Annotated in this window: 11 protein-coding genes and 1 pseudogene; 3 read left to right on the top strand and 9 right to left on the bottom strand. The window is 69.5% G+C overall.

Annotated elements, in window-relative coordinates:
- The 6 genes and pseudogenes from D6T64_RS00980 to D6T64_RS00955 form a co-directional block, all read right to left on the bottom strand.
- Window positions 1-1,175 (bottom strand): annotated as a pseudogene (locus tag D6T64_RS00980) (hypothetical protein); the annotation flags it as partial.
- Between the two features lies 1 nt (window position 1,176).
- The gene (locus tag D6T64_RS00975) at window positions 1,177-1,887 is read right to left on the bottom strand and encodes a response regulator transcription factor (protein ID WP_119970565.1); all 711 of its coding nucleotides are present in this window, start codon (window positions 1,885-1,887) and stop codon (window positions 1,177-1,179) included.
- Between the two features lie 473 nt (window positions 1,888-2,360).
- Window positions 2,361-3,011: a response regulator transcription factor gene (locus tag D6T64_RS00970; protein ID WP_119970563.1), complete on the bottom strand. Its 651-nt coding sequence runs from the start codon at window positions 3,009-3,011 to the stop codon at window positions 2,361-2,363.
- Window positions 3,012-3,477: 466 nt separating this feature from the next.
- Window positions 3,478-4,098 (bottom strand): thymidine kinase, encoded by a 621-nt coding sequence (locus D6T64_RS00965; RefSeq protein ID WP_119970561.1) that lies wholly within the window; start codon window positions 4,096-4,098, stop codon window positions 3,478-3,480.
- A 17-nt stretch (window positions 4,099-4,115) separates the two neighbouring features.
- On the bottom strand, window positions 4,116-5,324 hold the full coding sequence (locus D6T64_RS00960; RefSeq protein ID WP_119970559.1) for a hypothetical protein: 1,209 nt from the start codon (window positions 5,322-5,324) through the stop codon (window positions 4,116-4,118).
- Complete coding sequence (locus D6T64_RS00955; RefSeq protein ID WP_119970556.1) at window positions 5,321-6,748, bottom strand: sensor histidine kinase; 1,428 nt, start codon at window positions 6,746-6,748, stop codon at window positions 5,321-5,323. The genes D6T64_RS00960 and D6T64_RS00955 overlap by 4 nt, the downstream gene beginning before the upstream one ends.
- Before the next feature lie 271 nt (window positions 6,749-7,019).
- Between D6T64_RS00955 and D6T64_RS00950 the strand changes: the two genes are divergently transcribed.
- A complete protein-coding gene (locus tag D6T64_RS00950) occupies window positions 7,020-8,024 on the top strand; it encodes a PDDEXK family nuclease (RefSeq protein ID WP_147364400.1) in 1,005 nt (334 codons plus the stop codon).
- A gap of 293 nt (window positions 8,025-8,317) precedes the next feature.
- Here the strand turns inward: D6T64_RS00950 and D6T64_RS00945 are convergent, their stop codons facing one another.
- From D6T64_RS00945 to D6T64_RS00935, 3 genes are all read right to left on the bottom strand, one after another.
- Window positions 8,318-9,364: an Rv2578c family radical SAM protein gene (locus D6T64_RS00945; RefSeq protein ID WP_119970552.1), complete on the bottom strand. Its 1,047-nt coding sequence runs from the start codon at window positions 9,362-9,364 to the stop codon at window positions 8,318-8,320.
- A 460-nt stretch (window positions 9,365-9,824) separates the two neighbouring features.
- Complete coding sequence (locus D6T64_RS00940; protein ID WP_233550756.1) at window positions 9,825-11,273, bottom strand: malate:quinone oxidoreductase; 1,449 nt, start codon at window positions 11,271-11,273, stop codon at window positions 9,825-9,827.
- A 437-nt stretch (window positions 11,274-11,710) separates the two neighbouring features.
- Window positions 11,711-12,163 (bottom strand): DUF1801 domain-containing protein, encoded by a 453-nt coding sequence (locus D6T64_RS00935; protein ID WP_147364399.1) that lies wholly within the window; start codon window positions 12,161-12,163, stop codon window positions 11,711-11,713.
- 59 nt (window positions 12,164-12,222) lie between these two features.
- Between D6T64_RS00935 and D6T64_RS00930 the strand changes: the two genes are divergently transcribed.
- Window positions 12,223-13,317, top strand: a complete 1,095-nt coding sequence (locus D6T64_RS00930; RefSeq protein ID WP_119970546.1) for a glycoside hydrolase family 6 protein — start codon at window positions 12,223-12,225, stop codon at window positions 13,315-13,317.
- Between the two features lie 42 nt (window positions 13,318-13,359).
- Window positions 13,360-13,812: response regulator transcription factor (locus D6T64_RS00925; RefSeq protein WP_147364398.1), on the top strand; the 453-nt coding region annotated here is incomplete at its 3' end.

The raw sequence follows: 13,812 nt of genomic DNA, 5'->3' as shown, positions 1-13,812 counted from the left end.
ACGATCACGCTGCGCCGCACCGCGCGTTGCCGCCCGGTGCCGGCCGACGCGGCGGAGTTGCGCAGCGCCTCCCCGACCGCGCCGAGGATCGCGGTCGCCGCCTCGGCCGGAACCCCCGCGTCACCGGTCAGCTCGCTGATCAGGTCGGCGTCGGGTGCGGTCTCGCGAATCAGGGCTGCGAGGCGCTGCACGAGCTCGGCCTGCGGAACCGGCGGTGGCAGCGGCGGTCGCGGGTGGCCGTCGGCGTCGGCGAGGGCGTTCAGCTGGGTGAGGCTCGCGGTGGCCTGTCGCGCGATGACCGCGGGCCGGGCGCGGCCGAGGCCGGCGATGAGCAGGGTCGACAGCACGCTGTCGTGGATGAGGGCGTCCACGGTGAGGCGTTCGCGGCGACGCGCCACGTCGGCGGCCCGGTCGGCCTGCGCCAGCCGCGCCACCCGTTCGGTCTCATCGACGGATGCCGCGCTGCGCCTCACTCCGAGCGTCAAACCCACAAAAATGCTGATCACGAGCAGGGAGTACAGCACGTCCTGAAACCCGACCAGCACCGGCTCGGCCTCGTTCGTCGTCAGGCCGCGGGTGATGCCCGCCAGCAGGCAGACGCTGACGCTGTAGGTCCAGGCGGCCCGGGGGCTCGAGCAGGCCGCGACGGCGACGGCCGTGACGCCGCTGAGGTGCAGGATCCAGGGGATGTCGTGCCCCGCGGGCAGGGGTTCGGCCCGCAGCGCCACCCACAGGCAGAGCACGAGCACGTAAACGACGGCGCCCAGCACGGCGAGGGTCCGCAGCACGTGCAGCGGGGCGCGCCTGCCGAGCACTCCGATCGACAGCGGCAGCCCGACGACGAGCAGCCAGGCCAGCACCGACAGGCCGAAGGGGGGTTGGTGCGCCGGAACCTGCGCCGCGAACGGCACCAGGGAGAGCAGGCCGGCCAGCAGTGTCGCGACTCCGAGCACCCGGTAGAGCAGGCGCGTGACGCGCTCGCTCGCCGGAAAGCGGGTCGCCGGGTGGGCCAGGGCGGGCGCGGCGGCGGATGCGGCAGGCGGGCGCGGGGACGACGGCGGAGCGGGCGTGCCGGGCGGGGCATCCGGTACCGCAGTCGGCGGCGCGATCGGCATCCGGGGCCGAGCGGGCGTGCCGGGCGGGGCATCCGCTGCCCCGGAATGAAGCGGGGGCACGCTATTGGCCGGGGACGGGCAGGATTCCGTCTTCGATCGCGCGTTTGTAGAGGTCGATCTTGGTGCTCGCGGGGCGGCCGACGCGCTCGTATTTGCTGCGCACGCGGCGGATGTAGTCGATCACGGTGGCCTCGCTGATTCCGGTGCGCGATGCCACCAGCGGAGCCTTCGCGCCCGCCGCGTAGAGGCTGAGCACCTCGCGTTCGCGCGGACTCAGGGCCGCGTCGGCGAGGTCGGGGTCGCTGTCGAGGGCGGCGGCCCACTCGGTGGACGCGATCGTCTCCCCCGCGGCGGCGCGAGTGACGGCGTCGAGCAGCACGCTCGCCGGCTCACTCTTGCGCACCACGCCGAGTACCCCGGCACGCGCGGCCGCCCGCATGAGGGTCGCGTCGTCTCCCCCCGTGAAGGCGAGCACGGTGGCGCCGAGGGTGCGCAGGCGTTCCACGTTGTCGGTGACCGTCGACCCGTCAGAGAGCCGCAGGTCGAGAATGACCAGGTCGATGCGGTTGCCGGGGTTGCCGGGGTTGCCGGGGTTGCCGGGGTTGCCGGGGTTGCCGGGGTTGCCGGGGTTGCCGGCAACGGTGCGCAATAATTCGTCGACGGATGCGACGGCCCCCACCACCTGGATCCCCGCGATGGTGCCGAACAGGTCGGCGAATCCACGCGCCACAATCTCGTGGTCATCGATGAGCGCTACCCGAAAACGGTCCATAGTGTCCACTATGGGGGGCAGAAACGACCGCGAAGCGCCAGATCAGACGGGATGCCCCACCGGCCCACCCCCATTCCGGGGCCCCAAGAAGTGACGGCTGGTGGCGCCACAACGCTTCGACGTACTGTGATTTTGGGGAACACATCCGGGGGGATGGGGCACCGCGCGCCGCCGCTGCCGCGCGGTCATCGTCACGCGAGAGCGGCTCGCCCGCACGTGCGGGCCGCCCGCTGGCCTGGGGATCGGAGCCAGCGCGGCATCCGCTCTCGCGAGACGGCGATGGTGCGCAATCGCTGCGGTCGTCTGCGTCGGGGCGCGCGTCGACGTTGTCGATGTCGATGTCGTCGGCCCGGTCAGTGGCCTGTCGGTGGCGGTCGGTGGCCTGTCGGTGGCTTTTTGTGGCTGGTCAGCAGTCTTTTCGGGCCAGTCAGTAGCCTTTAGGGCCGGTCAGGGGCCGGCGAGCGCGTGGCGGGTCACTGGCCGGGAACCGGCAGCAGCCCGTCTTCGATGGCGCGCTTGTAGAGGTCGATTTTGGTGCTCGCCGTGCGGCCGACGCGCTCGTATTTGCTGCGGACCCGCCGGACATAGTCAATCACCGTCGCCTCGCTGAGGTCCATATGCGCAGCCACGAGTGGGGCCTTCGCGCCGGCCGCATACAGGGCGAGCACCTCACGCTCGCGCGGGCTGAGCGCGGCATCTGCGAGGTCCGGATCCGAATCGAGCGCGGCCGCCCAGTCCGTGCTCGCGATGGTATCCCCGGCCGCGGCGCGGGTGACCGCATCGATGAGCACGGCCATCGGCTCGCTCTTGCGCACGACGCCCAGAACCCCGGCGCGGGCGGCGGCGCGCATCAGCGCCGCATCGTCTCCGCCGGTGAAGGCGAGCACCGCGGCGCCCCGCGCACGCAGCCGCTCCACGTTATGCGTCACCGTGGAGCCATCCGCCAGCCGCAGGTCCAGAATGACCAGGTCGATCGTGGCATGGCGGTCGACCGTCATCAGCAGGTCCGTGACGGATGCCACGGTCCCGATCACCTGAATCCCCGCAATCGTCGAAAACAGCTCGGCAAAGCCGCGAGCGACGATCTCGTGGTCGTCAATGAGTGCTACGCGGAATCGGTTCACACCTCCCACGGTAGCCGGGAGTCTGCCCCGTCATGAGCCCGGAACGGCCCGTCGGCCCGCACACCTACACCCAGTCCGAGTGCCCGCAGAACTAACGGCTCGCAGCACGGGCCGTCCGGGCTCTCCCCTCCGTGACCCGCTCCCGGCCCCCGACGGTGCCCCGAGCTGCCCGCCCCCGTACCATTCGACGGTGTTCGGCCGCCAAAACCCGCCAAACCCGAGTTTTCCGGCGAAAAACATGCTCAACACCGTCGAACGGTACACGAACCGCCGGCGCAACCAGACGACGGATGCCCGCGGGCCGACCCGGCGCATCCGTCGCCGCCGCGCCCCCGTACCATTCGACGGTGTTCGGCCGCCAAAACCCGCCAAACCCGCGTTTCGCGGCAAGAAACACGCTCAACACCGTCGAACGGTACAGCGGCGAACGTCAGCGGCGAACGGAGCGGACGGCTGCCGCGACCGGTCAGGCGCGGCGGCGGTTGTTCAGCACCCCGTCACTCTCTTCGAGGTAGCACGATCCGCAGAGCGACTCATAGGTGACCTCGGCGCCGTCGATGGCGACCTGGTCGCCGTCGAAAACGTAGACGCCGTCGACCTTGCGGCCGTTGAAGACGGCTTTGCGTCCGCAGCGGCAGATGGTCTTCAGCTCTTCGAGACTGTGCGCCACCTCGAGCAGGCGGCGACTGCCGGGAAACGCGACGGTTTGAAAGTCGGTGCGAATGCCGTACGCGAGCACCGGCACATTCTCCAGAATCGCGATGCGCAGCAGATCGTCGACCTGGGTTTCGGTGAGGAACTGGGCCTCGTCGAGCAGCAGCGCGCTGACATCGCGGTGGCTGGTGGCGAGCACGGCGGCGCGGTGTTCCTGGAAGGCGGCGAGGGCATCCGTCGTCGGTGTCAGCAGAAAATCGACCGCGCGGGTGACGCCGAGGCGCGAGAGGATGCCGCGGTCGCCCTTGGTGTCGATGCTCGGCTTGGCCAGCAGCACGTGGTGGCCGCGTTCCTCATAGTTGTAGGCAGCCTGCAGCATCGAGGTGCTCTTGCCGCTGTTCATGGCGCCGTAGCGAAAATACAGTTTCGCCATGGGGCGTCTCCAGAATGTCAGTGGTGCGTCGTACGGTCGTTACGTTCGAACGAAATGGTGAGCAGCGGATGCCGGTGCTGCACGTGAACCCGCCCAAAGACTACCCCGAGCACTGAGCGGTAGGGGCGCAGCAGCCGGTGCAACGACAGGGAGGAGAGAGCAAATGCAGCCTCGATGCTGACCGTATTGCGGTCGAGGCGCACGACCAGGCTGCCCGGGTCGAAGCCCGAGCGCGCGCAGAGGGCGCCGAGAAGGGCGGCGATGGCAGCGCGTTCTTCGGGCGTAAAGTCGGGCGCGTGCAGGTCGGGATCGGCGACGACGAGCAGCGGGGTGAGGCCGCGCGTGACGAGGCCCGTGCGTTCGCGTGCGACGACGAGGTCGAGCCAGGTGCTGTCGACGTGCGCGCCGAAAACCCGGCGGGTCTCGTGGGCGAGTTCCTGCGCGCGTGCGGTGTCGGCGGCGTCGACGGTGCCGCGTTGCAGCACGGCCGTCAGGAACGGCAGCACATCGGCGCCGAGGGTGCCGAGGCGCTGGTCGATCACGGACTGGGCGATCAGGTCGCGCTCTTCCGTCGTGCGCACGCGGGTGGCCCGGCGGGATTCGTCCTGCCATTCGGTGATGGACCGCACCATCTGGCGCGAATACGCGGCACCGGCCAGCGCAGGGGCGAGCAGCTGGGCCAGCGCGACGAGGGCGAAGATCCCCGCGGGCTTGACGACGCCGAGGGTGCTGGTCTGTAGGGCGACGACCGCGCCGACGAGAACGGAGGCGATGAGGGCGGCGACGACGATCTCTTTCCACGGCCGGAACGGGCCGAGCGCGAGCAGCAGCAGCCCTAGGCTGACGGGGGCGAAATCGTCCTGCACCAGAATATTTTGGCCCCACATGGAGGCCTGTTCGAGCAGGAATCCGGCACTACCGAGGCTGACGATCAGCACGGTCGCGACGGGGGTGACCGGCGCGTGCTCGGGGCGGGCGGCCACCAGCAGCGTCGTCGCGGCGGCGACCAGGCAGAGCAGCGCGAGGGCTCCGAGAAACGGCGTGTGGGTTTCGTCCGACTGCAGCACCGTCGCGAGCACGGCGTAAACGATGACGACGGATGTCACGATCGGCACGATCGGCCAGGCCGCCAGGCCGCCGAGCGGGTCAAGGCGCTGCTGGGTGGGCGACGCGGTGCGGCGGGTGGACGCGGCATGGCTGGGGGCCGTAGCAAGAGCGCGGGTCATGACGGCACCGAGTCCGGCGTGGGGCTGGCCGCGGCGGACGTGGGGGGTGCCGCGCGTGTCCGGCCGGACGGCGCCGCGGGCCCCGTGCCGAGCGGGAGTGGGGTGCCACCATCGGCGGCGCCTGCAGCCGCGGCGCGGCCCACGATCGGGATGCCGGAGGTCGGCGCGTCGAAGTCGGCGGGCCAGTCGAGCGTGTGGGCGGGAATGTCGGAGGTCAGCGGTACCGTCAGCAGCACGGAGGTTCCCGCTCCGGGGCGAGTCCAGATTTCAACGGATCCGCCCAGCCGTTCGATGCGACGCCGCACCGACTGGCGTAGTCCGAGCCGATCGCTGGCCGACTCGGACTCGGTGAAGCCGCGGCCGGCATCCGTCACCATGATTGAGAGGGTAGAAGTGGGCAGGTCGGTATCGATCTGCACGTCGGCCGAGACGATGCCGGCGTGCAAAATGACGTTGACGAGGCACTGTTGCACGGCGAGGCCGAGCTCACGGTCGGTCTCGCCGTCGAGGCCCTTGAGGGCGGCGCGGTCGCCGGCGACGGTGACCACCAGGCCGCGGTCGCGGCAGTGGTCCACCGCGCGGTACACGCTGCTGGCGAGCCAGTCGATGCGGTCCGGCGCGGTGCCGGGGGCGGCGGCGCGGCTGGCGCGGGTGTCGGCATCCGTCAGCCAGTTCGTCGCGGTGAGCGTGTGCACGGTGTTCCGGATGCTCGCCAGCAGGTGCGGCGGAACCGGGCCGGGCGGAACCTGGGCGAGGGCCACAAGGGCGCTGACGGTCGTGTCGTTGAGCAGGGCGATGGCGCGGTGGTCGAGGTCGGCGCGCAGGGTGCGGGTGGCGTCATCCTGCACCGCTCGGTGCAGCGCGAGCTGGGTGACGCCCGCGGCGCCGCGGCGGGAGACCCCTGAGACGAGGAGGATACCGACGAGCAGCAGGTAGGCACTGATGGTGAACCAGTCGGCGCGGTAGGGCACCGCGGTCTGGGCGATAGCGGCCGCGGTCGCAGCTTCGGCGAGCACAAAACCGGCGGTGCTCCAGAGCACCCCGGTGAAGGTGGCGGCGCCGACCCCGCCGACCATGATCAGCGCGAGCTTGGGCAGCGCGAGCAGGAACAGGTCCGTGCTCGGGAACACGGCGGGCACCCCGAGCGCGTGCAGCGTGTAAAAGTAGGTCGCGGCGGTGCCGGCCGCGAGATAGGCGAGCGTGAGCGGCAGCGTGCGGTATTTGGCCAGGGCCACGAGGAGGGCGGCCATGGCCACCATGACGAGGGCGGTCAGCCAGAGTTCGGGGGCTATGCCGGTCGCGGTAAGGATCGTGACGGTGAGCACGGCGGCGGCGAGGCAGGCCAGTCCAAACCAGTGCGCGGCGCGGGCGAGGGCGCGGCTGAGCGTGGACTGGACCAGATGGCCCGGCAGGCCGAGAGTCATGGGCGTTCCCCCTAGTCATACGAGTATCCCACTTGCCGGGCTGCCGCGCGTCCATCGGGTCTGTCCCCCTCTCCGCCTCCCGACCCCTGTGCCGTTCGACGGTGTTCAGCGCCGAAAACGCGGTTTGCCCGCCAGGACGGCCCGTTTCCGCGCCGAACACCGTCGAATGGTACGCACACGGGGCCCTCAACAGGCGGGGCCTGCGGCGACTTCTTCACACTTGGGGGTTCGGCCGGGGCAGGCCGACCGCGGCGGTGTGATGCTCACCGGCATGAGTTCCCTCACCGCCAGTATTTTCGCCCACGAGCTGTTCCTGAAACGTGCCAGCCTGTTCCGGCTTGGTTTTTCACGCCGCGACATCTCCTCCGCGGTCGCCGCGGGGTCGATCCTGCGGGTGCGCAAGGGCTGGTACACCTTGCCGAACACACCCAGCATCGCAATCGAGTCCTTCCGCATCGGCGGGCGCCTGACCGGGCTGAGCGCATTCAAGTCCTACGGCTTCTGGACGCCGAGCACCGCGAAGCTGCACGTGACCGTGCCGCGTGACGCCCGCGCCCTGCGCCGACCGCGCGATATGTACACCCGGCTCGAGCCGCGGGATCGGCAGCATTGCACGATCACCTGGACCGACGAGCGGGCGGCGCGCGATTCCGAGTGCCCGTGGCGGACATCCGTCATCGATTCGCTCGTGCACATTCTCCGGCACGAAGGCCGGGTCTCCTCGATCGTGTGCCTCGATTCGGCGCTGAACGCCGCGATGCACGGCCAGCCGGGCATCGACGAGGACGACCTCGACGTGATCTTCGCGCGCGCGCCGCTCTTCGCCCAGTCGTGGCGGGCGGAGGTGGACGGGCGTTCAGGCGCCGGGGGCGAGACGGTTTTCCGGCTGAACTGCACGGATGCCGGAATCCCCTTCGTTCCGCAGCCGTACGTCGCCGGCGCCGGCTATCTCGACGGGCAGATCGGGCCGCACACCTTTGTGGAGATCGACGGCAAGCTGTGGCATGACAGTCCGGAGGCGCACGAGGTCGACGTGCACCGGGATGCGGTCGTCGTCAGCCAGCACGGGGCGGTGCTCCGGTTTACCTACGAGTTGATTCGCTATTCCTGGACGCTAATCGAGGCCGCCATGCTGGCCGCCATCGAGGACGACTGGAAGCTCAACGCTCCGTCGCAGTTTCCCCCGTTTCCGTGGCGACCGACTGCGCCACGCAAGCCACGCCCGCTCCGTCGGGCGCGCGCCGCCCGACGGAATGGTCGGCACTCCACCGCCTGAGTGTTTCGCGGGTCTCGAGCAGTTTTTCCGGAGCTGTACCATTCGACGGAGTTGAGCGCCCAAAACGAGGGTTTGGGCTCGAAAACACCTTTTTTCCGGGCTGAACTCCGTCGAACGGTACCGGCAACACGGGCGAAGGTGCCGGCCGGGCGGGGCGGGGCATCCGTCACCCAGGCCCGACCCGTACCATTCGACGGAGTTGAGCGCCCCAGTCCCGGCTATCGGCTCAAAAACACTGTTTTCCGGGCTGAACACCGTCGAATGGTACGGGCTCGACTCATCAGAGGGGGGCGTCAGAACAGGGTCGGGGTGAGGCTCGCGGGCAGCTCAGCGGCCAGCAGGGGGTCGAGCGCGCGTGAGCGGATGCCGCCGGTCGCCGGATCCTCGCGGCCTCGCTCCAGTCCGTGAGCGCGGATCAGCGGCAGAATCCGCGCCGCGAGCCAGGTGCGGTACTCCTTGGCGGCGTAGGTTCCGCCCGAGAATAGCGAGCGGTATTGCTCAACCAGTTCCGGATGATCCCGCCCGAGCCACTGCAGGTACCAGTCCTTGACCGCGGGGCGCAGGTTCAGCGGGGCGTAGAGCACGTTGGTGGCGCCGGCATCCGCTGCCCGCCGCAGCGCTTCATCGAGGTGCGCCTTGGTATCGGTGAGAAAGGGCAGAATGGGCATCAAAAATACCCCGCAGTCGAGGCCGCGCTCGCGCACCGCGGTGACCGTGGCGAGGCGGGCGGTGGTCGACGGCGTGCCCGGTTCGATCGACTGCTGCAGCTCGTCGTCGTAGATCGCGATCGACATCGCGAGGTCGACCGGCACGACCCGGTTCGCCTCGACGAGCAGGTCGAGATCGCGACGCAGCAGCGTGCCCTTGGTCAAAATCGAGAACGGCGTGCCGCTCTCTGCGAGGGCCGCGATGATGCCCGGCATCAGCCGGTAGCGTCCCTCGGCCCGCTGATACGGGTCGGTATTGCTACCCAAGGCGACCGGATGCCGCCCCCACGTCGGTTTCGCCAGCTCCGTGCGCAGCACCTCGGCCACGTTGACCTTGACGATAATCTCACTGTCGAAGTCGCGGCCGGTGTCGAGGCCCAGGTACTCGTGGGTGGTGCGGGCGAAGCAGTAGACGCAGGCGTGCGAGCATCCGCGGTACGGATTGATCGTGTAGCTGAAGGGCATCGCGCTCTGGGACGGGACCTTGTTCAGGCTCGATTTGGCGAGGATCTCGTGAAACGTGATGCCGGCGAACTCGGGCGTCTGCACGCTGCGCACGAGGTTGTTCAGGCGGGCAAGCCCGGGCAGGGCGGACGGCTGTTCCGCCTGTAGTTTCTGCCCGCTCCACCGCACGGCTCAAGTCGAACACACCTACGTGCTTTCTGCAAGTACCGGCCGGGTTTTATCGTCGATGCCGGGCGCCCGCTGTACCGTTCGACGGAGTTCGGCCAGGAAAACCCGGATTTCCANTCGTCGATGCCGGGCGCCCGCTGTACCGTTCGACGGAGTTCGGCCAGGAAAACCCGGATTTCCAGCCGAAGACCGGTTCTGCAACGTCAAACACCGTCGAATGGTACAGGGACACGGCGGAGACGACGGATGCCCCGGGCGGCGACCCGGGGCATCCGTCGGCCCGATACACCGGGTTCGACTTCTGTACCATTCGACGGAGTTCTGCCAGGAAAACCCGGTTTTTCCGCCACATTCCGGTTCTGCAACGTCAAACACCGTCGAATGGTACAGGGACACGGCGGAGACGACGGATGCCCCGGGCGGCGACCCGGGGCATCCGTCGGCTGCGAAAACGTGGCGGCTAGACGGCGGCGGCGACCGGGTTCGTCAGGTTGAGGGCGGCGGCGGTCGCGGCAAGGGACGCGGCGGCAGCGGCGGGATCCTCGTTGAGCTTGGTGCCGTAGCTCGGGATCATGGCGCGGATCCGCGGCTTCCAGCCCTCGATCTGCGAGGGGAAGCAGCGCGCGAGCAGGTCCACCATGATCGGCGCGGCCGTCGAAGCGCCAGGCGAGGCGCCGAGCAGGCCGGCGATGGATCCGTCAGACGAGGTGATGACCTCGGTGCCCATCTGCAGCACGCCGCCCTTGGCGGGGTCCTTCTTCATAACCTGCACGCGCTGGCCGGCGGTGATGAGTTCCCAGTCCTCCATCTTGGCGGTGGGCACGAACTCCTGCAGCGCCTTGAGCTTCGCGGTGCGCGAGGCGAATACTTCGCCGATCAGGTATTTCATCAAGTCGAAGTTGTGGCGGGCGACGGCGAGCATCGGGCCGATGTTGTGCAGGCGAATCGAGAACGGCAGGTCGAACCATGTGCTCGTCTTCAAAAATTTCGGGCTGAATCCGGCGTACGGGCCGAACAACAGGGACATTTCGCCGTCGACGACGCGGGTGTCGAGGTGCGGCACCGACATCGGCGGAGCGCCGACGGCGGCCTTGCCGTAGACCTTGGCCTGGTGCTGGGCGACCAGCTTCGGGTTCGTGGTGCGCAGGAACTGTCCGCTGATCGGGAATCCGCCGAAGCCCTGCACCTCGGGGATGCCGCTCTGCTGCAGCAGCGCGAGGCCACCGCCGCCGGCGCCGACGAACACGAACCGGGCATTGATCGCGGTGCGGGTCTGCCCGACCTGGTTGAGCAGTTTGATGCGCCACGTGGCATCCGTCTGCTTCTTCAGGCCCGTGACCTGCGTATTCACGTGGATGCCGACGCCCTGCTTGACCAGGTTGTCGAACATGAAGCGGGTCAGGGCGCCAAAGTCGACGTCGGTGCCGCTCTCGATGCGGGTGGCGGCGATCTTCTCGCCGGCCTTGCGCTTCTTGGTGAGCAACGGGGTCCAGCGGCCGATGGTCTCTGCGTCGTCGCTGAACTCCATGCCGGAGAAGAGCGGCTCGTTCTCGAGCACGGCGTGGCGGCGGCGCAGGTAATCGACGTTGGCCTTGCCGTGCACGAATGTCATGTGCGGCGTGGAGTTGATGAAGCTGTTCGGCTCGGGCAGCGCGCCGGTGGTGACGAGGTGTGCCCAGAGCTGGCGGCTGATCTGGAACTGCTCGTTGATGCTGACGGCCTTGTCGGCGGTGAGGGATCCGTCAGCCGCTTCGGGCATGTAGTTGAGCTCGCAGAGCGCCGCGTGGCCGGTGCCGGCGTTGTTCCAGGGGTTCGAGCTCTCCTGGGCGAGTTCGCCGAGCCGCTCGTAAACCTCGATACGCCAGTCGGGCTGGAGCTCCTTCAGGAGGGTGCCGAGGGTGGCGCTCATGATGCCGCCCCCAATGAGAACGACGTCTACAGGCTGTGTATTCACATCTTTCACCATAGCGCGGCGCGGGGTGTCACTGTGCCGAAACGGCGCGACTGGGGTAGGCGCGGTGGGCGGCATCCGTCGCCGCCCGCGTACCATTCGACGGAGTTAGCCGCCGAATCGCCGTGCTTTCGGCCGGAACGGGCCGAAAACCGGCCCAACACCGTCGAACGGTACACCAGGGCGGGGCCGGGCAGCCGGGCCTGGGCGGGGCCGGGCCGCCGGGCGCGTGACGGATGCCGCAGCATCCGTCACCGACGCCGCCCCCGCCGGCCCCCGTACCATTCGACGGAGTTTCGGCCCGAAAAGCCGCGTTTCACGCGCAGAACACCCGAAACCGGGCCGAACACCGTCGAATGGTACAGGGACAGCACCGGGCAGGACCGCGGGCGGGGTCAGGCGGCGGGGAGGGTGCTCTCGTAGCCGGCGAGGAACCGCGGCACCGAGATGCCGGCCACGCAGCGGCGCACGACGTCGAGGTCGATGTCGCCGAGGGTCAGAAACTGCAGGCATCCGGCGCCGAGGTTCAGCGCGAGGCCGGTGGCCGCCCACGAAGCGCGGAAGGCGGCATCCGCTTCGAGGTCGCTCGCGAGCCCCATCAAATAGAGGGAGTGCGACGAGCCCTGCGCCGAGACGCTGACATAGAGCAGCGGATGCCCCGTCACCGTGTTCGGATACGTCGCCAGGGGCACCACCCAGCCGGGCATGCCGAAGAACATGCCGAGCTCGTAGCCGGCCGGCATCGCGTCGCGGAGCGTGTCGATCACCGGGTACAGCACGGCCCGGGCGGCGGGGGTGAGGTCCGAAAACCATTCCTCCACAGCGTCGGGGATCGGCTGTTTCATCACCGTGAGAGTCTACGTGGCCCGAAGGCGGCGCTCCCAGCACCGCCACCTAGGATGACAGCGTGCACCAGACCCCGAATCGCGGCCCCCGGAGCGGCTCACGGCTCGGTCCCGGTCTGCTCGGGCTCGCCCTCGCGGCCCCGATCGCCGCCATGCTCTTCTTCGTCGGATCGTTCGCCTTCGTGCCGGCGAGTGAGAATCCGCTGTCGGGGCGCAGCTTCTTCACCAGTCCCGACTCCGATGCGGCCGCCGCCGCCGACGACGCCGCCGCGTCCGGCGCCGATTCCGGGGCAGCGGATGCCGCCACCCCCGCCCCGAGCGCCCAGCCCGACACATCCGCAGCAGAAGCGGCCGCCCTCACCCGGCTCGCCGCCCAGCCGACGGCGACCTGGATCCTGCCGGAGCGGCATCCGCTCGCCACCGTGCAGGCCGACGTCTCCGCGATCGTGACGGCCGCCCAGGCCGAGGGCGCGTTGCCGGTGATCGTGATCTACGGCATCCCGAACCGGGACTGCGGCAACTATTCGGCCGGCGGACTGAGCGACGCCGACTACCCGGTCTGGGTCGACGCGATCGCGGCCGCGCTGGTGGCGCAGCCCTCCGTCGTGATCGTGGAACCGGATGCCCTCGCCCTCACGACAGGAACCGCCGGCGCCGGCTGCGCGAACGGCACCGCCGACACCACCATCGGCCACGTGCGCGCCACCGTCGACGCCCTGGCCGGCACCCTGGCGACCGTCTACATCGACGGCGGGCACTCCAACTGGGTGAAACCGGCCGTGATGGCCGCGCTGCTCGACCGCGCCGGCATCGACAGCGCGCGCGGATTTGCGACCAACGTCAGCAATTACAACGCGGATGCCGCCGAACGCGCCTACGGCGACGCCGTCTCGAAGCGGGTCGGCGGCGCGCACTACGTCGTCGACACCTCCCGCAACGGCAACGGCAACGGCTCTACCGGCGAATGGTGTAATCCGACCGGGCGGGCACTCGGCGCCGTGCCGGGAGCCGTGACCGGCAGCACCTCCACCGCCCACGACGCCAACCTCTGGATCAAGCCCCCCGGCGAGAGCGACGGCCTCTGCAACGGCGGCCCGGCCGCCGGCCAGTGGTGGCCCGAGCGTGCCCTCGAGTTGGCGCAGAACGCGGGATGGTAGACATCCGTCGTCGGAGAACCCGCCGTGAGGGATACTAAAGCAATGAGCGCTCCCACAGACGACCGCCGCGTCGCCGTGATCATTGAAGATGACGCCGATATCCGCCACCTGCTCGAGGCGGTTCTCACCCAGGCCGGATTCGACGCCATCGCCACCAGCAACGGCCTCGACGGGGTCGCCGCGGTGCGCGAGCACGATCCGATCGTGACGACCCTCGACGTGAGCATGCCCGGCATGGACGGCTTCGAAACTGCCAAACGCATCCGGGCCTTCAGCAGCACCTACCTCGTCATGCTCACCGCCCGCGACGACGAAATCGACACCCTGCAGGGCCTCGAAGCCGGCGCCGACGACTACCTCACCAAGCCGTTCCGCCCCCGCGAACTGCGTGCCCGCATCGAAGCCATGCTGCGCCGCCCCCGTCACAACCAGGCAGCGGATGCCCCCGCCCCCGCCCCGGGGGCCGCCGCGCCGTCCGCCCCGGTCGCGCCCGCC

The organism is Cryobacterium melibiosiphilum, assembly GCF_003602235.1.
GTDB lineage: Bacteria > Actinomycetota > Actinomycetes > Actinomycetales > Microbacteriaceae > Cryobacterium > Cryobacterium melibiosiphilum.
The sequence above is the reverse complement of the archived record's forward strand: the minus strand, read 5'-3'. Positions and strand labels throughout refer to the sequence as shown.